This window comes from Galactobacter caseinivorans (assembly GCF_003640665.1).
GTDB classification, from domain to species: domain Bacteria; phylum Actinomycetota; class Actinomycetes; order Actinomycetales; family Micrococcaceae; genus Galactobacter; species Galactobacter caseinivorans.
Window position 1 is genome coordinate 1 of the sequence record NZ_QQXL01000001.1, and the last position, 17334, is coordinate 17334.

The 17334-nt window shown below is 66.2% G+C and carries 16 protein-coding genes; 10 read left to right on the plus strand and 6 right to left on the minus strand.

Features of this window, described 5'->3' with window-relative positions:
- The 3 genes from DWQ67_RS13935 to DWQ67_RS00015 form a co-directional block, all read right to left on the minus strand.
- The coding region (locus tag DWQ67_RS13935; RefSeq protein ID WP_233555833.1) for a hypothetical protein at window positions 1-335 on the minus strand (335 nt) is incomplete at its 3' end.
- Window positions 328-1014: a DUF6318 family protein gene (locus DWQ67_RS13560; protein WP_147433568.1), complete on the minus strand. Its 687-nt coding sequence runs from the start codon at window positions 1012-1014 to the stop codon at window positions 328-330. The genes DWQ67_RS13560 and DWQ67_RS13935, both read right to left, overlap by 8 nt.
- A 130-nt stretch (window positions 1015-1144) precedes the next feature.
- Complete coding sequence (locus tag DWQ67_RS00015; protein ID WP_121483556.1) at window positions 1145-1906, minus strand: HAD family hydrolase; 762 nt, start codon at window positions 1904-1906, stop codon at window positions 1145-1147.
- A gap of 42 nt (window positions 1907-1948) precedes the next feature.
- Between DWQ67_RS00015 and DWQ67_RS00020 the strand changes: the two genes are divergently transcribed.
- Entirely contained in the window at window positions 1949-2590 is a 642-nt protein-coding gene (locus tag DWQ67_RS00020; RefSeq protein ID WP_121483557.1) for a LysE family translocator, read from the plus strand.
- A gap of 23 nt (window positions 2591-2613) precedes the next feature.
- On the opposite strand, the gene DWQ67_RS00025 is transcribed toward DWQ67_RS00020, so the two are convergent.
- Window positions 2614-3321: a LysE family transporter gene (locus tag DWQ67_RS00025; protein ID WP_121483558.1), complete on the minus strand. Its 708-nt coding sequence runs from the start codon at window positions 3319-3321 to the stop codon at window positions 2614-2616.
- 11 nt (window positions 3322-3332) lie between these two features.
- Window positions 3333-3896, minus strand: a complete 564-nt coding sequence (locus DWQ67_RS00030; RefSeq protein WP_121483559.1) for a MarR family winged helix-turn-helix transcriptional regulator — start codon at window positions 3894-3896, stop codon at window positions 3333-3335.
- Window positions 3897-3966: 70 nt separating this feature from the next.
- Here DWQ67_RS00030 and DWQ67_RS00035 point away from each other — a divergent pair, with 70 nt between their 5' ends.
- From DWQ67_RS00035 to DWQ67_RS00055, 5 genes are all read left to right on the plus strand, one after another.
- Window positions 3967-6096, plus strand: a complete 2130-nt coding sequence (locus tag DWQ67_RS00035; RefSeq protein WP_233555834.1) for an MMPL family transporter — start codon at window positions 3967-3969, stop codon at window positions 6094-6096.
- A 238-nt stretch (window positions 6097-6334) separates the two neighbouring features.
- Window positions 6335-8188: a molecular chaperone DnaK gene (dnaK, locus tag DWQ67_RS00040; protein ID WP_121483561.1), complete on the plus strand. Its 1854-nt coding sequence runs from the start codon at window positions 6335-6337 to the stop codon at window positions 8186-8188.
- 12 nt (window positions 8189-8200) lie between these two features.
- Window positions 8201-8755, plus strand: coding sequence for a nucleotide exchange factor GrpE (locus DWQ67_RS00045; RefSeq protein WP_121483562.1), 555 nt, complete (start codon window positions 8201-8203; stop codon window positions 8753-8755).
- A 107-nt stretch (window positions 8756-8862) separates the two neighbouring features.
- Window positions 8863-9843, plus strand: coding sequence for a DnaJ C-terminal domain-containing protein (locus DWQ67_RS00050; RefSeq protein ID WP_121483563.1), 981 nt, complete (start codon window positions 8863-8865; stop codon window positions 9841-9843).
- A gap of 52 nt (window positions 9844-9895) precedes the next feature.
- Entirely contained in the window at window positions 9896-10327 is a 432-nt protein-coding gene (locus DWQ67_RS00055; RefSeq protein WP_121484189.1) for a heat shock protein transcriptional repressor HspR, read from the plus strand.
- A gap of 201 nt (window positions 10328-10528) precedes the next feature.
- Here the strand turns inward: DWQ67_RS00055 and trmB are convergent, their stop codons facing one another.
- A complete protein-coding gene (gene trmB, locus DWQ67_RS00060; protein ID WP_121483564.1) occupies window positions 10529-11476 on the minus strand; it encodes a tRNA (guanosine(46)-N7)-methyltransferase TrmB in 948 nt (315 codons plus the stop codon).
- A 145-nt stretch (window positions 11477-11621) separates the two neighbouring features.
- On the opposite strand from trmB, the gene DWQ67_RS00065 reads away from it, so the two are divergent.
- The 4 genes from DWQ67_RS00065 (at window position 11622) to clpB (ending at window position 17319) form a co-directional block, all read left to right on the plus strand.
- The gene (locus DWQ67_RS00065) at window positions 11622-12299 is read left to right on the plus strand and encodes a DNA alkylation repair protein (RefSeq protein ID WP_121483565.1); all 678 of its coding nucleotides are present in this window, start codon (window positions 11622-11624) and stop codon (window positions 12297-12299) included.
- A gap of 57 nt (window positions 12300-12356) precedes the next feature.
- Window positions 12357-13865 carry a SulP family inorganic anion transporter gene (locus DWQ67_RS00070; RefSeq protein ID WP_121483566.1) on the plus strand — a complete coding sequence of 503 codons (1509 nt, stop codon included), beginning with the start codon at window positions 12357-12359 and terminating at the stop codon, window positions 13863-13865.
- 10 nt (window positions 13866-13875) lie between these two features.
- Window positions 13876-14634, plus strand: coding sequence for an SAM-dependent methyltransferase (locus tag DWQ67_RS00075; RefSeq protein WP_158595313.1), 759 nt, complete (start codon window positions 13876-13878; stop codon window positions 14632-14634).
- Between the two features lie 93 nt (window positions 14635-14727).
- Window positions 14728-17319, plus strand: coding sequence for an ATP-dependent chaperone ClpB (clpB, locus tag DWQ67_RS00080; RefSeq protein WP_121483568.1), 2592 nt, complete (start codon window positions 14728-14730; stop codon window positions 17317-17319).
- Window positions 17320-17334 lie beyond the last annotated feature (15 nt).

A 17334-nucleotide genomic window follows, 5' to 3' on the forward strand; every position in this document is an offset into this window, starting at 1 on the left:
TTGCTGACCGCTTTGCTGATGCGGGAGTTGGGGAGGGAGTTGTTGCAGACGGTGGTGGTGTCCCAGATGAACTTGGGTCCTCGTGTCCCGTTCGAGGAGGATCCGGCCCCGGGCGCTTTGGGGTTCTTACCCTTGACCACCACCGGACCCGGCTTCGGGGCATCTTTAATGATTTTCCCGTTGATCCCGACTTGTCCATCCTCGGAAGTGTAGCCACCGTCGAATCCGCCAGGTTCTGCCGACGCGTACTGACCGGGTACGAGAGAAGCGAGCATGAAGATAAACACGAATAGTGACGAACGGACAGCCAGAGGTTGTTTCTTAGCGCTAGGCATTCTTCGCTCCAGCGTCAACTGTTCGCCATACACCGCCGGAATATTCAAGCCAGATGTAGGACGATGCTGTTTTTCGAATCTTCGGCTTGTAGTGACTACTAGGACCGGACGCAGTAAAATACTGCGCGGGCTCATCCTTGACTTCAATGGTGAAGCGGCTAATTCCTGGTTGAACCAGTGTTGGTTGTCCAATGCTAGTAACCGTGGCGCCCCCGCCAATGCGCCAGGTCTTCCTGTCTAAGTACATTTTTTTGGCGCCGTCTTGCGTGGCTTTGCAGAATACGCATCCTCGGTCTGAGATCTGGGTGATCAGGGTGCCGTCGCCGGTGTCGAAGGCGTAGTTGTAGGTTTCCATCCAGTATTTGATGAACGCCTTCTGCCCCTCGAAGGTCTTCTTCTTCGCCAGTGCGGGAAGGACCGGTCTGGGCACGTTCTTGGCCGGTGACGTGCTGGTGGCCGGTACGTACGCGTTGTTCGGGCTGGGACTATCTGTCGGGCTGCCGCTCGGACTCGATGACGGCGACGACGCCAACGGCGTGGGACTCCCCAACGGAATACTGGTCTGAGCCGGGGTCTCGGGCGGTCCGGAACACGCACTGACACCCAGCAACACCGCGACGCCGAACCCCAAAGCTCGCGCCGCAACCCCAGACCGCTTCAACCCAAAAAACGCGCCCATGAGCCCTCCCCAGTCAGCCAAGTGCGTAATGAACACACAGTAGACGATCCCTAACGGTGTTGGGAGTGCTTATCCACAGAAGGGTTCGTGCGCACCAGGACGCGAAGATTGTTCGTCCCACAAGCCGTCGTCAGCGCGCGGCGCCGATCCAGTGGAGGACGTTCGCCAGCGTCGTCGTGCGGGCTGGCCAAGCAGCCGGAGAAGGCGGCACGGGCGCTACCTCGATGCCGTGCCGGTCCAGCCAGACACCGTGCAACCCGGCGGCCTGCGCACCCACGGCATCCACGTCGCGGTCGTCGCCGATGAACCATGCCTCATCGGATCGAACGCCAAGCGCCTGACATACCTGGTGAAAGAGGCCCGGATCGGGCTTGGGTACCCCCAGAGCGGAGGACGTAAACAGCCTGATTCCCTCCAGCCCCAGAGCCACGAGCTTTGCCTCCTGTTGCGCCTGCTCGCCGTTGGAAACAATGGCAAGGGCGGGCGGGCGCTCTAGGGCGGCGACGGCGTTGAGGAACGGATGCACGTCGGCGAATGGTCGCCACGCGGCCTGGTACTGCGCGCGGTAGCGATCAAACCATCGCAGCGTCGCTGCTCGGTCAAGATCCGCCACCCCATAGGACTCCAGGAACTCCCGCGTGCGGATGACGCGCTGCTCCTCAAAGCTCAACTCGCCGTCAAGGTAGCGCTGGAAGTGCTGGACCTCGAGGCTGTGCCACCGCGACAGTGCCGCCTCCGGGGCGCCGTGAACACGGGGCCCCAGCCCCGTCGCCTCGAGCGCCTCGAGTAGAGCTTTGCCGCTGGCGTTCTCGTGGTCCAGGAGCGTGCCATCAAGATCAAGCAGGATTGCCCGCGGCCGGCACAACAACGTTACGCGCCACGCCCTTGCCATGATGAAATGCTCATATCAGCCCCACCTCGCATCGGAGATTCTGTGATCACGTTAGCGGCAGCGTGTGGCATCGCGCTGGTGGAGTTGGGCCTCGCGCTCACTCCCGGGCCGAACATGATCTACCTGGTCTCGCGCAGCATCAGCCAAGGGTGGCGCGCGGGAATGGTGTCCCTGGCGGGCACAGCCGCTGGTTTTGTGGTCTACCTGGTGATGGCGAACCTGGGGTTGGCCGCTGTCTTCTTTGTGGTCCCCTGGCTCTTCGTTGCCCTCAAGATCGCCGGTGCCGCCTACCTGCTTTGGCTGGCCTACAAGACACTGCGCCCGGGCGGAACATCGATGTTCCAGACCACCACCCTGCCGCGGGACTCCCTGGGCAAGCTCTTCCGCATGGGACTCATCACTAACCTGCTCAATCCCAAGGTCGCGATCCTCTACCTGGCCCTGATCCCTCAGTTCATCGACCCGGCAGCGGGCAGCGTCGTGGCCCAGGGCTTCCAGCTCGGTGCCATCCAGATCGCCGTGGGTGTCGCGGTGAACGGCGCCATCATCCTCGCGGCGGCCTCTGTCGCGGCCTTCCTGCTCCGCAGGCCGGCCTGGGTGCGCTGGCAAAAGTGGGTCACCGGCACCCTGTTGGGTGCCGTCGGCGTGAAGCTCGCGATCGACGCCCCCGCCCCGGCCGCCTAAGTCCTGCCCGTCGGCGCACCGTGTCAGTGCACCAGGAAGAGCAGCCCGGCCACCAGGATGAAGCACAGCCCAAAGATCGTATTCAGGATCCGTTGCCCGCGCTCGGTATCCATGAGCCGCCCCAGGGGTCGCGCCAGCAGCGCGAAGCCGAACCACATCACCAGCACGTCCACCACCACGCAGGTCGCGGCGATGATGAGGTATTGCGGTGCGGCGGGCTGGTCCGGCCGAATAAAGGGTGGAATGAAGGCCAGGAAAAAGACGATGGCCTTGGGGTTTAACAGGTTCACCAGGATGCCGCGCCGCAGCATCGCGGCGGCGGGTTCGCGCCGTCGCCCGGCGGGCGCAGTGGCAGCAGTGGCGGCAGCGGCGGCAGCGGCGGCAGCGGCGGCAGGGGCCACGGCGTCGTCGCCCACCACCTCCACCCTCTCGGTCTCGGTGACCTTCGGCTTGGCCAACAGCATCCGCACGCCCAGATACACCAGGTAGGCCGCGCCCAAAAGCTTGACGGCGGTCAGGATCGCGGGCGATGCAGCGACCAGCGCCCCCACGCCCACCGCCACGATCAGCAGTTGAACAATCAGGGCAATCTGCTGCCCCATCACGCCCCAGATGGAGCGCCGCCATCCCTGCGTAATGGCATTGGTCATCGTATTCACGGCCCCGGCGCCCGGGGTGAGCGAAATGACGATGGCGGCGGTGAGCAGGGTGCTCCACGTGGCCAGGCTCATCCGCGCGGCCCCTAGTTTTCAGCGCCCGACGCCGCGGCGTCGGCTTGAGTTCTCGGCCCACCTTGGCGGTTCGGTACCGCTTTGGGATCGCGTTCCGCGGGCCCGGCGGCCGTGATGGCCTCTGAGGTTTCGTCGAGGAAGCGGGCAATCACGGCCAGCTCTTCCCCGGTGTACGTGGCGGTGACCGCGGACATGGCGCGGGCCAGTGGCATGAAGATGCGTGCGCCGGTCTCGCGGGCGGAGTCGGTGGTGGAGAGGGTGACGCGGCGGCGGTCCACCTCGCTCTTGGCGCGGACCACATGCCCGTTCGCGGAGAGTCGGTCCACCAGCGCGGTGGTGGCGGGCGCGGAAAGGTCAAGGCGGTGGGCCAGCTCAGACACGGTCAGGGGGGAGTCAACGTCGTGATGGCGCACCACCGCGGAGAGCGCGTGGAGGTCGGTGCGGTGCATGCCCTCGCCGCGGGCGGCGGAGTCCACGTAGCGGTCGGAGGCCACCGTGACGTCCTGCAGTAGGCGCACCACCTCCCAGCGGAGGCGTTCGGCGTCAGGCTGCACGTTCTCTGCTCGGGCCATCATGTGCACATTCTACTTCCATGACCTACTATTTCCATTGTCGAAGTATCTCCGGGAGGAACGAAGGATCGTCGTGGCTGATCATGTGAAGAAAAAGGGCACCAAGGGCGCCATCTTGCGCGCCGTCGGAGCCGTACTGCTGATCGTCGCGTGGCTGGGGGTGATGGGCGTCGGTGGTCCCACCTTCGGCAAGATCGGAGACGTTCAGACCACGGATCAGACCACCTTCCTGCCCTCCTCCGCTGAGGCCACGCGCGCCGTGGAGTGGCAAAACAAATTCAGCGACACAGAGTCCATCCCCGCGATCATCATCGTGGAATCCGACCAGGAGCTGAGCAAGGACTCCGGCGCCGCCTTCTTGAAAAAAATCCAGGACACGGGTCTGGTGGAGGGCAAGGCCGTTGGCCCCATCCCGAGCGAGGACGGCAAGGCCTTTGAGTACATCGTCCCCCTCAGTGCTGCTGAGGAGACCAAGGAGGCTGTGGCCCAGCTCCGGGAGCTCAGCTCCACGGCGTCCGGGGACGGCACCTTTGCCGGCACCGCCGCCATCCACGTCACCGGCGCCGCCGGCTTCACGGGTGACCTGGTCACGGCCTTTGGCGGGATCGACGGCACGCTCCTGATCGTGGCGCTGCTCGCGGTCTTGGTGATCCTGCTGATCGTCTACCGCTCGGTGCTGTTGCCCATCACGGTGCTCCTGACCTCCATGGCCGCCCTCTGCGCCGCCATCGTGGCCGTCTACCTGATGGCCAAGAACGGCATCATCGACATCGACGGGCAGAGCCAAGGCATCCTCTCCATCCTGGTGATCGGCGCCGCCACCGACTACAGCCTGTTGCTGGTGGCCCGTTTCCGCGAGGCCATCGCGGAGGGCGAGGATCGCTGGGCCGCCGTGAAGCACGCCTGGCTGCGCTCGGTGGAGCCCATCCTGGCCTCCGGTGGCACCGTGGTGGTGGGCCTGCTGTGCCTCATGTTCTCGGATCTGAACTCCAATAAGGCTCTGGGTCCCATCGCCGCCAGCGGCATCGTTTTCTCCGTCATCGCGGCGCTGACCCTGTTGCCGGCGCTGCTGTGGCTCTTTGGCCGCGCCGCTTTCTGGCCGTTCATGCCCAAGCCGGCCCCAACGGCGTCGAGCGCCGAGCAGGAACTGGTGGCGGGCCACGGCCTCTGGGGCCGCCTGGCCCTGTGGGTGCGCCGCCACCACCGCGTGGTGTGGGTCGCCACGGCGTTGGTCCTGCTGGTGGGCTGCGCCGGGGTGTTCCAGCTCAAGGCCTCCGGCGTGCCGGAGTCGGAGCTGGTGCTGGGGCAGACCGATTCCAAGGCGGGCAACGAGGCCATCGCACGCCACTTTGACGCCGGCGCAGGCAGCCCCGCGCAGGTCTACGCGTTGGAGGCGGACCAGGCGCAGGTCCTGAAGGCCACCGAGTCAACGGACGGCGTGGCCTCCGCCTACATCGTGGGCCAGAACGGCGGCCCGGTCACCCCCAAGAACGCGGCCAAGGTGGTGGAGGGGCGCGTTCAGATCTCCGCGACGCTCTCTGATTCGGCCGACTCTGAGGCGGCGCTGGGAACCATCGCGACGCTGAGAACTGCAGTGCACGACGTCGACTCGGAGACTTTGGTGGGCGGGTCAAGCGCCACGGCGCTGGACAAGCAGACCACGGCGCAGCACGACGTCCAGAAAATCATCCCGATTGTGCTGGTGGCGATCCTCATCATTCTGATGCTGCTGCTGCGCTCTGTGGTGGCGCCGCTGGTGCTGATCGTGACCACGGTGCTCTCTTACGGCACGGCAATGGGCGTCTCCGCGTGGATCTTCAACGGGGTCTTCAACTTCCCTGGTGCGGACCCGGCGGTGCCGCTCTTCGGCTTCACCTTCCTGGTGGCCCTGGGAGTGGACTACAACATCTTCCTGATGTCCCGGGTGAGGGAAGAGGTCAAGAAGCGCGGTGCGCAGGACGGCCTGACGCGCGGGCTCGCGGTCACCGGCGGCGTGATCACCTCCGCCGGCGTGGTCCTGGCGGCCACCTTCGCGGCGCTAGGCGTGGTGCCCATCATGTTCATGGTGCAGCTGGGCTTCATCGTGGCCTTCGGTGTGCTGCTGGACACCCTGGTGGTGCGCACCCTGCTGGTCCCCGCGCTGGGGCACACGCTGGGCCGCGCCATGTGGTGGCCAAGCAAGCTGGCCCGCGGGGAGAAATAGCGGCTCGGCTCGCGGCGGCTGCCTCCGGGCTCAGTCATGCCCTCTTTCCTACCTGAACGCCCTGGGAATGAATCCGGAGACGCCCTGGTTATACCTCCCGAAGCCGCAAGTTGAGTCACATCGAATCAAGTTCATTTGACATCAAAACGGTGCCGAGTAAAGTTGAGTGCAGATGGCTCAAGGGGTCGCTCAGGCCCCGGTGGCTATAGACATCACCGAGAAAGAAAGCAGGAAAACCATGTCCCGTGCCGTGGGTATCGACCTCGGAACCACCAACTCTGTCGTCTCCGTCCTTGAAGGCGGAGAGCCGACTGTCATTGCCAACGCCGAGGGCTCGCGCACCACGCCGTCCGTCGTTGCGTTCGCCAAGAACGGCGAGGTGCTGGTGGGAGACATCGCCAAGCGCCAGGCCGTCAACAACGTTGACCGCACCCTCTTCTCCGTCAAGCGCCACATGGGCACCGACTGGAGCGTGGATGTGGATGGCAAGAAGTACACCGCGCAGGAGATCTCGGCTCGCACGCTGATGAAGCTCAAGCACGACGCCGAGGACTACCTGGGTGAGAAGGTCACGGACGCGGTCATCACCGTTCCGGCCTACTTCAACGATGCCGAGCGTCAGGCCACCAAGGAGGCCGGCGAGATCGCGGGCCTGAACGTCCTGCGTATCGTCAACGAGCCCACCGCGGCCGCCCTGGCCTACGGCCTGGACAAGGGCAATGAGGACGAGCTCATCCTGGTGTACGACCTGGGTGGCGGCACGTTCGATGTGTCCCTGCTTGAGGTTGGCAAGGATGACGACGGCTTCGCCACGATCCAGGTGCGCGCCACCTCCGGCGATAACCGCCTGGGCGGCGATGACTGGGACCAGCGCGTGGTTGATTGGCTGCTCTCGCAGGCCAAGGCCAAGGGCGCCGATCTGTCCAAGGACAAGATTGCCCTGCAGCGCCTCAAGGAGGCCGCAGAGCAGGCCAAGAAGGAGCTCTCCTCCGCGAGCAGCACCAACATCTCTCTGCAGTACCTCTCCGTGACCGCGGACGGTCCCGTGCACCTGGATGAGCACCTCAGCCGTGCCAAGTTCCAGGAGCTCACCGGAGACCTGCTGGAGCGCACCCGCAAGCCGTTCAACGACGTGATCACCGAGGCCGGCGTCAAGGTCTCAGAGATCGCTCACGTGGTCCTGGTTGGCGGTTCCACCCGCATGCCCGCCGTGGCAGAGCTGGTCAAGGAACTGGCCGGCAAGGAAGCCAACAAGGGCGTGAACCCGGATGAGGTGGTCGCCGTAGGCGCCGCGCTGCAGGCTGGCGTGCTCAAGGGTGAGCGCAAGGACGTGCTCCTGATCGACGTGACCCCGCTGAGCCTGGGCATCGAGACCAAGGGCGGCGTGATGACCAAGCTCATTGAGCGCAACACGGCCATCCCGACCAAGCGCTCGGAGACCTTCACCACCGCTGAGGACAACCAGCCCTCCGTGTCCATTCAGGTCTTCCAGGGTGAGCGAGAGTTCACCCGGGATAACAAGCCGCTTGGCACCTTTGAGCTGACCGGCATTGCGCCGGCCCCGCGCGGCATGCCGCAGGTTGAGGTCACCTTTGACATCGACGCCAACGGCATTGTGCACGTCTCCGCCAAGGACAAGGGCACCGGCGTGGAGCAGTCCATGACCATCACCGGTGGTTCCTCGCTCTCCAAGGACGACATTGACCGCATGGTCAAGGAAGCCGAGGAGCACGCCTCTGAGGATAAGAAGCGCCGCGAGGCCGCGGAGACGCGCAACGCCGCGGAGTCCAGCGCCTACTCGGTGGACAAGCTCATCAAGGACAACGAGGACAAGCTCCCCGAGGCCGTGAAGACCGAGGTCCAGGCGGACGTCGACGCGCTGAAGGCTGCCCTTGAGGGCCAGGACAACGACGCTGAGGTCAAGACCGCGTATGAGAAGCTGCAGGCTTCCCAGACCAAGCTTGGCGAGGCGCTGTACTCCCAGGAGCAGGCATCGGCCGCCTCTGAGGGTGCCGAGGGTCAGCCCACCTCCGCGGATGAGGATGTTGTTGACGCCGAGGTTGTTGACGAGGACGACGAGAAGAAGAACTGAGGTTAGGCGAGCATGTCGAACGAGGAGATTCAGCCCGAGGAGGAGCCCACTGCGCCCCAGGAGGACGCAGCGGAACAGGACACCGAGGGTGATGCGCTGAGTCAGGCGCAGCAGATCCTCGACGACGCGGCCGCCGCCCAGGAGCAGGGCTCCGACGCGGAGGCCGAGTTGAAGGCGGATCTGCAGCGCTTGCAGGCAGAGTTCACCAACTATCGCCGCCGTGTGGAGCGGGACAAGGAGGCGGCCCGGGAGATCGGGATCAACGCCACCGTGTCCGCGCTGGTTCCCGTGCTGGATGACCTGAATGCGGCCCGCACTGCGGGCGATCTTCAGGACGGTCCGTTTGCCGCCATCGCGGCCAAGCTGGACACCGCACTGGGCGCCGTTGGCCTGGAACGCATCGATGAGGCCGGGGTGGAGTTTGACCCCGCGATTCACGAGGCGTTGCTGCGCCAGCCGGTGGAGGGGATGGAAGCCGATCACGTGGGCATGATCCTGCGGGCCGGTTACCGCCGAGGCGACCGGGTCCTGCGCGCAGCGCAGGTCATGGTCTCCACGGGAGAATAAGCAGTTCGACGCCGCCCGGGCCAGGTGCCCGGGCGGCGTCGCCCCCTGAACTTTTCTGAGCGGAGTCCCGCTCATCACATGCGAATACCTGAGAAGGAGGCGCTTAGATGGCCAGTCAGGACTGGGTGGACAAGGATTTCTACGCGGTGCTCGGCGTCTCCAAGGACGCCAGCGATGCAGACATCAAGAAGGCGTACCGCAAGCTCGCTCGCAAGTACCACCCTGATACAAACCACGGCGAGGCGGCGGCCGAGGGCAAGTTTAAGGACATTACCGAGGCCAACTCGGTGCTCTCCGATGCCGACCAGCGCCAACAGTATGACGCGGTCCGGGCCATGGGCTCCGGCGCGCGCTTCCAGGCCGGAGGCGGCGGCGGTGCGGGGTTCGACGACGTGTTTGGCGGCATGTTTGGCGGCGGCGGCGCAGGCGGGCAGCGCCCTCGCTACGCCCCGGGCGCCGGCGGCAACGCCGACTTCGAGGACCTGCTCAACGGCATGTTTGGTGGCAGTGGCGGCGGCTTTGGCGGCTACCAGCAGCAGCCACAGCGCGGCGCCGACCGGTCAGCGGAAACCACCATCACCTTTAAGGGGTCCATCGAGGGCACCACGATTGGCCTGCGTGAGCCGAGCGGGGAAACCATCGACGTCCGCATTCCCGCCGGTGTGCGCAACGGGCAGACGGTGCGCGCCAAGGGCAAGGGCCGCTCCGGCGCCGCGGGCAACGGTGACCTTCTGGTCAAGGTTCACGTCAAGGAGCACCCCTTCTTTCAGCGCGACGGCGATGACATCCGGGTCCACATTCCGGTGACCTTCGCTGAGGCAGCCCTTGGCAGTCAGCTGTCCGTGCCGACCCTGAGCGGGGACTCCGTCAAGGTCAAGGTTCCGGCAGGCTCGCAGTCCGGCAAGACGCTGCGGCTGAAGGGCCGGGGGGTCAAGACCGCCAAGCGTCACGGGGACATGTACGTGATCCTGGACGTGGCGGTTCCGTCCCGGTTGAACAAGGAGGCCACGGCTGCCCTGGAGGCCTTCGCGGCCGCCACGGCGGGCGAGGATCCGCGCGCGGATTTGAGCACGCGCGCCGCACTGTAGGCCCTCATCTGTAGGAGGGGGAGGGCCTCACGAGAAGGAGGGAGTGGTCACGATGGAGCAGAACGAACCGGTGTTTGTGATCTCCGTGGCGGCTCAGTTGGCCAATATGCACCCGCAGACGCTGCGGCAATATGACCGGATGGGACTCGTGGTGCCGCAACGGCGCAACGGGAAGCACCGGCGCTACAGCAGCGTGGATGTGGAGCGGCTGCGCAGGATCCAGGAGCTCTCCACCGTCGGAGTGTCCCTGGAGGGCGTGCGGCGGATGATCGAGTTGGAGCGGGAAGCGGCGGCGTTGCGTGATCAAGTCATGCAGCTCCAACGGCAGGTCACGCTGTGGCGCAGCCAGGCCCAGGCCATGGGCCCGGGTGGCGTCCGAGTCTTCTCAGCAGGCAGCACCGGAGAGGTCTCGATCAAGAAAAATGGGCGCGAGGCACGCGCGCGCCAGACCCGCAGCTGGGGCATGTTTGAACTCACAAGGTGATCAAAGTCACACCATCTGGCGTGCACTTGATTCGAGGCCACTGAATGCTGTTCACTAGTGGTTGTGGCTCCAATCCCCCCATTTGGGAGCCACAACCGCGCCTGCGGAGCGACGTTCCCCCAAGTTGTCGCTCCGGCCCCCCAGGGCGCTGAAGGGCGGAAGGTGTTGAGTCTCTGAGATTCCACCTTCCGCCCTTCTCCTTTAGAGCCGTCTGGCCGTCAGGTCAAAAATGTTGCGCCCGGCCTTGAGTGCCTTGTCCTCAAAACTGGTGAGGGTGCGGCCCTCAAAGCGCGGTGCCCAGCCGCCGCGCTCGTCCACAAAGTCAGGCTCCGCCTCGCGCTTCTCAATCTCCTGGCGGCGGATATCCGTCAGGGGGGAGTCCTCCCCGGCGCGCTCGCCCAGGTGCTCATTGTTGAACTCTTCCGAGGCCTCGATGATCTCTCGCATCTGCTCCGCGTAGTTAGACCAATCCGTGGCCAGGCGCCAGGCGCCCCCAGGGCGCAGCACACGAGCGGCGCGAGCGGCAAAGGCGTCCGTGATGAGGCGGCGCTTGTGGTGGCGCTTCTTATGCCACGGATCGGAGAAGAAGATCCAGAGCTCGTCCACCTGGCCGGGCTGCAGCACCACGTCCAACACCTCCGGGGCGTTGGCCTGCATCACGCGCACGTTGGTGAGGCCGCGGCGTTCCACCTCCTCCATGAGCTTGGCCAGGCCAGGGGTGTACACCTCAACAGCCAGGAAGTTGCGCTCGGGGTGCTGCTGGGCCGCGTGCGCAGTGGCCTCTCCCAGGCCGGAGCCAATCTCCACCGTGAGCGGGTGCTCCGGGTGATCAAAGGCGGCGGGCACATCGATCTGTGCGTCCGGCAGGACGGAGGTGGAGGCGTGGTGGCGCGGCACCTCGATCAGGAGCTGCTGGTGCATGGTGTCCCACGCCCGCTGCTGCCCGCTGGTCATGCGCTCCCCGCGGCGCACAAAGCTCACCGGCTCCGCGCGGTAGAAGGTGGGGTCCTCCACAGCGCGGCCTTGGCGGGGTGCGCGGCGGTGATCGCCGGAATCAGGCGCGCCGGTGTCAGGTGTGCCGGAATCGACGGAGGCGGGGTCGGCCTGGCCAGAGTCAGCAGGGGCCGGGTCGGCCTGGGAGGAAGTCATGGGCCAAGTTTACCGAGAGCGCCCGCGCCAGTGGCGCGCCGTCTAGACGTGCCGCCCCTCACAGGCTTGACTGAGCGCGGAACGTGCGGCCCACCACCGGACCCAGCCACACGCCGTCGAGCACTACTGATCTCTTGGAGGCACCATGGAGTCGATGATCGCGGACGTGTCGCTTGCGCAGGTCCTGGCGGAGCTGAACGCGCTGGAGGATCCCAGGGCGCGGGCCGTCAACGAGCGCCACGGCGACGATCATGGTGTGAACCTTGGCAAGCTGCGCGCCATCGCCAAGCGCCTCAAGACCCAGCCGGCGCTGTCCAAGGAGCTCTGGGCCACGCCGGACACGGCGGCGCAACTACTGGCGCTGCTGATCTGCAAGCCCAAGTCCCTCACAGAGGCGGAGCTGGACGCCATGCTGCACCAGGCGCGCTCGCCCAAGGTTCAGGACTGGCTGGTGAACTACGTGGTCAAGAAGAGCGCACATGCCGAGTCCCTGCGCCGGGCTTGGATGGCGCACCGCGACGCTGTGGCGGAGTCGGCAGGGTGGGCCCTGACCTCAGACCGAGTGCAGAAGGACCCGGAGGGTCTGGACCTGGCGGGGCTGCTGGATCAGATCGAGGCGCGCATGGTCGCGGCCCCGGAGCGGCTGCAATGGGCCATGAACACGGCACTGGCGCAGATCGGGATCAACCATGAGCCCCTGCGGGCGCGCGCGGTGGAGATAGGCCAGGAGCTTGGCGTGCTCAAGGACTACCCCACGCCACCCAACTGCACCTCCCCTTATGCACCCTTGTGGATCGCGGAAATGGTGCGGCGGCTAGGGTAAAGTCTGAGCGCGCTCAGGGCAGTTCCGCCCGGCCGCAGCCCCTTGAAACGGAGACTCATGCCCCGCCAAGCCGCGGAACTCACGCCGCTGCAGCGCCAATCCGTCCTGACAGTGCTGAAGTCCCCCAGGCTCTTGAAGGTGGAGGTCCTGGCCGGCCTCGTGGTGGCGCTGGCGCTGATCCCGGAGGCCATCGCGTTCTCCGTGATTGCCGGCGTGGACCCCCAGGTGGCCCTCTTTGCCGCCTTCACCATGGCCATCACCACCTCCGTGCTGGGTGGCCGGCCCGCCATGGTGTCCGCGGCCACCGGAGCGGTGGCGTTGGTGGTGGCGCCACTGGTGGCCTCGCATGGGATGAGCTACTTCCTGGGCGCGGTCATCCTGGCTGGCGTGCTGCAGGTGGTGTTTGCCGCCGTGGGGATCGCCAGGCTCATGCGCTTCATTCCGCGCCAGGTGATGGTGGGTTTTGTGAACGCCCTGGCCATCCTGGTCTTTGGCTCGCAGGTGCCGGAGCTGCTCGGTGTCCCGTGGCTGGTGTACCCGCTCACGGCGGTGGGCCTGCTGATTGTCTTTGGGCTGCCGCGCCTCACCACGGTGATCCCGGCTCCGCTGGTCGCGATTGTGGTGCTCACGCTGGTCACCGTGGCGGCAGGCATCGCCGTGCCGACAGTGGGGGATAAGGGGGAGCTGCCCTCCTCGCTGCCTCTCCTGGCGCTCCCGCAGCTCCCGCTGACGTGGGATGCGCTCATGGTGATCCTGCCGTTCTCCGCCGCCATGGCGATCGTGGGACTGCTGGAGTCCCTGATGACGGCCAAGCTGGTGGACGACATCACCGACACGCCCTCCAGCAAGACCCGCGAGGGCTTTGCGCAGGGCGTGGCCAACGTGGTCACCGGCTTCTTTGGCGGCATGGGCGGCTGCGCCATGATTGGCCAGACCATGATCAACGTGAAGGTCTCCGGGGCCAGGAGCCGCGTCTCCACGTTCATGGCGGGAACGTTCCTGTTGCTGCTCATGCTGGTGCTGGGGGACGTGGTGGCGCTGATCCCCATGGCCGCGTTGGTCGCCATCATGATGTACGTCTCCATCGCCACCTTTGACTGGCACAGCATCAAGCCGTCCACGCTGCGGCGCATGCCCAAGTCGGAGACGGCGGTCATGCTCGTGACCGTGATCGGCACGGTCGCCACCCACAATCTGGCCATCGGAGTAGTGGTGGGCGTCCTCACCGCGATGGTGCTCTTTGCCCGCCGGGTGGCCCACCTCGTCACGGTGCAGCGCAGCATCGTCAGCGACGAGGGGCAGGAGGAGGCCCGGTACGTGGTGCAGGGGGAATTGTTCTTTGCCTCCTCCAACGATCTCTACACGCAGTTTGACTATGCCGGTGACCCCGCCGCGGTGCGCATCGACCTCAGCCAATCCCATCTCTGGGACGCCTCCACCATCGCCGCGCTGGACGCCATCCAAGAGAAGTACCGCCAGCGCGGAAAGCACGCGGAGGTAGTGGGGCTCAATGAGGCCAGCGCCAGCATGCGGGAGCGGCTTTCGGGGCGATTCGGGGCGGGGTAACGTCGGCATCATGCTGCAGTTGCCGCCGTTGTACCAAGACCTGACCTTCCTCTCCCCGCTCTCGGACGAACGGGCCGCGGCGCTGGCCCGGTTCATCGCCGACGCGCAGCCCGCCACCGTGCTGGACATCGGGTGCGGTTGGGGTGAGCTCTTGATGCAGACCATGGCTCGGACGCCTCAAGCGATGGGGCTGGGGGTGGACCTGGAGCCTGAGCGCCTTGTGGAAGCCCGGCGGCGCGCCGCCACCCGGGGCTTGGAGGGCCGGGTGTCCTTTGAGGCTCGCGACGCGCGCCACCTTGAAGGGACCTTCGACGCCGTGATCTGCATCGGCGCATCCCAGGTGTGGGGGCTGCCGGTGGAGGCGGCGCAGCCACTCGACTATGCCGCTGCGCTCGCCGCATTGCGTGGTCTCATGCGCCCCGGCGGGCGGCTCGTGTACGGCGAAGCCATGTGGTCCAGCGCCCCGACGCCCGCGGCCACCTCCGTCCTGAGCGGGCGCGACGACGAGTACCTTCAGGTGGAGGGGATGGTCTGCGTGGCGCAAGCACACGGCTTCACGGTGACGGCAGCCCAGGTCGCCAGCCTGGAGGAGTGGGACGATTTTGAGGCAGGGTTTGTGGGCCGTCTGGAGCGCTGGCTCCAGACGCACCCGGCGGACCATCCGGAAGCAGTCGCGGTGCGCGAGCAGCTGCAGGACCAACGAGAGGGCTACCTCAAGGGGTACCGAGGTGTGCTTGGCATGGCGTATCTGACTCTGGTCGCGGTGTAGCTTCTCACCCGGTGGTCCGCCGGTGGGCGGAATAATCCCCTCCCGCCCAGAGTTGAGTAAACTAGACTCAAGTTTATTCACGAAAGGACGAGCGTGGACGCCAAATTTACGAGCAAGAGCCAAGAGGCACTCTCTGCCGCTGGCATGAACGCCTCCACCGCGGGCCAGCCCCAGGTGGAGCCGGTGCACCTCCTCAAGGCGCTGATGGACCAGCGGGAGTCGGTGGCGGTCGCGTTGCTGAAGGCCACTGGGGCGGACCCGGATTCGGTGTCCGTGCAGGCGTCCAGTGCCATCAAGACCCTGCCCTCCTCCAGTGGCACCTCCGTGGCGCAGGCCCAGTACTCGCGCGCCATTTTGCAGGTGGTGACGGCAGCCCAGCAGGCCGCCGAGCGCAACGGGGACACCTTCGTTTCCACGGAGCACCTGCTCATTGGTCTGGCCGCGGACGCCGGCCGGGCCGGGAACGTCCTGCGTGAGGCCGGGGCATCGGTGGAGGCGCTCAACGCGGCCATCCCCAGCGTGCGCGGCTCCCGCAAGGTGGACACCGCCGACCCGGAGGGCAGCTTCCAGGCCCTGGAGAAGTACGGCACGGACCTGACCCAGGTGGCCGCCTCCGGCGATCTGGACCCCGTCATTGGGCGCGATCAGGAGATCCGCCGCGTGATCCAGGTCCTCTCCCGCAGGACAAAAAACAACCCCGTCATCATCGGCGAGCCGGGCGTGGGCAAGACCGCGGTGGTGGAGGGCCTGGCCCAGCGCATGGTGGCCGGTGACGTGCCGGAGTCCCTGCGCGGCAAGCGCCTCATCTCCCTTGACCTGGGATCCATGATCGCCGGGGCCAAGTACCGCGGCGAGTTTGAGGAGCGCCTCAAGGCCGTGCTCCAGGAGATCAAGGATTCGGACGGGCAGATCGTCACCTTCATCGACGAGATCCACACCGTGGTGGGCGCGGGCGCCTCCGAGGGGTCCATGGACGCGGGCAATATGCTCAAGCCCATGCTGGCCCGCGGCGAGCTGCGCCTGATCGGCGCCACCACCTTGGACGAGTACCGCGAGAACATCGAGAAGGACCCGGCGCTGGAGCGTCGCTTCCAGCAGGTCTACGTCGGCGAGCCCACCGTGGATGACTCCATCGCGATCCTGCGCGGCCTGAAGGAGCGCTACGAGGCCCACCACAAGGTGGGCATCGCGGACAACGCCCTGGTGGCGGCCGCCGCCCTCTCGGATCGCTACATCACGGGGCGGCAGCTCCCGGACAAGGCCATTGACCTGGTGGATGAGGCCGCCTCGCGGCTGCGCATGGAGATTGACTCCGCACCGGAGGAGATCGACGTGCTCCGCCGCAACGTGGACCGCATGACCATGGAGGAGCTGGCCCTCAGCGGGGAGACCGACCCCGCCTCGGTGGAGCGCCTGGCCGTGTTGCGCCAGGACATGGCGGATGAGAAGGAGGAGCTGGCCGGGCTGACCGCACGCTGGGAGGCGGAGAAGGCATCCCTGAACAGCTCCGGTGACTTGCGCGCCACCCTGGATGAGCTGCGCAGCCAGGCGGAGATGGCCCAGCGCAACGGCGACCTTGGCGAGGCAAGCCGCATCCTCTACGGCGAGATTCCCCAGGTGGAGGCGCAGATTGCCCAGGCGGATCAGAACGTGGCAGAGGACAACACCGAGCGCATGGTTTCCGATGAGGTCACTGCGGATGACATCGCCGAGGTGATCTCCGCGTGGACCGGCATCCCGGCCGGGCGCATGCTGGAGGGGGAGAGCCAGAAGCTGCTGAACATGGAGGCACAGCTGGGTGAGCACCTCATTGGCCAGAAGAAGGCCGTGGGTGCCGTCTCAGACGCAGTGCGCCGCTCGCGAGCGGGCCTGGCGGATCCCAACCGCCCCACCGGCTCCTTCCTCTTCCTTGGCCCCACCGGTGTGGGCAAGACGGAGCTGGCCAAGTCACTGGCGGACTTCCTCTTTGATGACCCACGCGCCATGGTTCGCATCGACATGAGCGAGTACTCGGAGAAGCACGCGGTCTCCCGCTTGGTGGGTGCCCCTCCCGGATACGTGGGCTACGACGAGGGCGGCCAGCTCACGGAGGCCGTGCGGCGCCGCCCGTACTCCGTGGTGCTGCTGGATGAGGTGGAGAAGGCCCACCCGGAGGTCTTTGACATCCTGCTGCAGGTGCTGGACGACGGCCGGCTGACGGATGGCCAGGGCCGCACGGTGGATTTTCGTAACGTGATCTTGGTGATGACCTCCAACCTGGGCTCGCAGTTCCTCGTGGACCAGACCCTGGAGGATTCGGCCCGTCGGGAGGCCGTCATGGCCGTGGTCAACGCCGCCTTCAAGCCGGAGTTCCTGAACCGCCTTGACGACGTGATCATGTTTGATCCGCTCTCCCTGGAGGACTTGGGCCACATCGTGGATCTGAACGTGGTGAGCCTGCAGCAGCGCCTCCAGGACCGGCGTCTGCGGCTCACCGTCACCGACGCGGCCCGCGAGTGGCTGGCGCTCACCGGCTACGACCCCGCCTACGGTGCCCGGCCGTTGCGCCGCCTGGTGCAGCGCGAGATTGGCGACCGTCTGGCCAAGTCCCTGCTCTCCGGGCAGATCCTGGATGGCGAGGAAGTGGTGGTGGATGTCTCCACGGATCCCGCGCAGGGGCTCACGGTAGAGCGCGGTCAGCTCTAGGCGCAACGGGAGAGC

What these genes read in the sequence shown, in the direction of transcription:
- DWQ67_RS13560 (WP_147433568.1), bottom strand. Translation starts at nt 1,014, where the DNA reads ATGGGCGCGTTTTTTGGGTTGAAGCGGTCTGGGGTTGCGGCGCGAGCT.
- DWQ67_RS00015 (WP_121483556.1), bottom strand. Translation starts at nt 1,906, where the DNA reads ATGGCAAGGGCGTGGCGCGTAACGTTGTTGTGCCGGCCGCGGGCAATC.
- DWQ67_RS00025 (WP_121483558.1), bottom strand. Translation starts at nt 3,321, where the DNA reads ATGAGCCTGGCCACGTGGAGCACCCTGCTCACCGCCGCCATCGTCATT.
- DWQ67_RS00030 (WP_121483559.1), bottom strand. Translation starts at nt 3,896, where the DNA reads ATGATGGCCCGAGCAGAGAACGTGCAGCCTGACGCCGAACGCCTCCGC.
- dnaK (WP_121483561.1), top strand. Translation starts at nt 6,335, where the DNA reads ATGTCCCGTGCCGTGGGTATCGACCTCGGAACCACCAACTCTGTCGTC.
- DWQ67_RS00045 (WP_121483562.1), top strand. Translation starts at nt 8,201, where the DNA reads ATGTCGAACGAGGAGATTCAGCCCGAGGAGGAGCCCACTGCGCCCCAG.
- DWQ67_RS00050 (WP_121483563.1), top strand. Translation starts at nt 8,863, where the DNA reads ATGGCCAGTCAGGACTGGGTGGACAAGGATTTCTACGCGGTGCTCGGC.
- DWQ67_RS00055 (WP_121484189.1), top strand. Translation starts at nt 9,896, where the DNA reads ATGGAGCAGAACGAACCGGTGTTTGTGATCTCCGTGGCGGCTCAGTTG.
- trmB (WP_121483564.1), bottom strand. Translation starts at nt 11,476, where the DNA reads ATGACTTCCTCCCAGGCCGACCCGGCCCCTGCTGACTCTGGCCAGGCC.
- DWQ67_RS00065 (WP_121483565.1), top strand. Translation starts at nt 11,622, where the DNA reads ATGGAGTCGATGATCGCGGACGTGTCGCTTGCGCAGGTCCTGGCGGAG.
- DWQ67_RS00070 (WP_121483566.1), top strand. Translation starts at nt 12,357, where the DNA reads ATGCCCCGCCAAGCCGCGGAACTCACGCCGCTGCAGCGCCAATCCGTC.
- DWQ67_RS00075 (WP_158595313.1), top strand. Translation starts at nt 13,876, where the DNA reads ATGCTGCAGTTGCCGCCGTTGTACCAAGACCTGACCTTCCTCTCCCCG.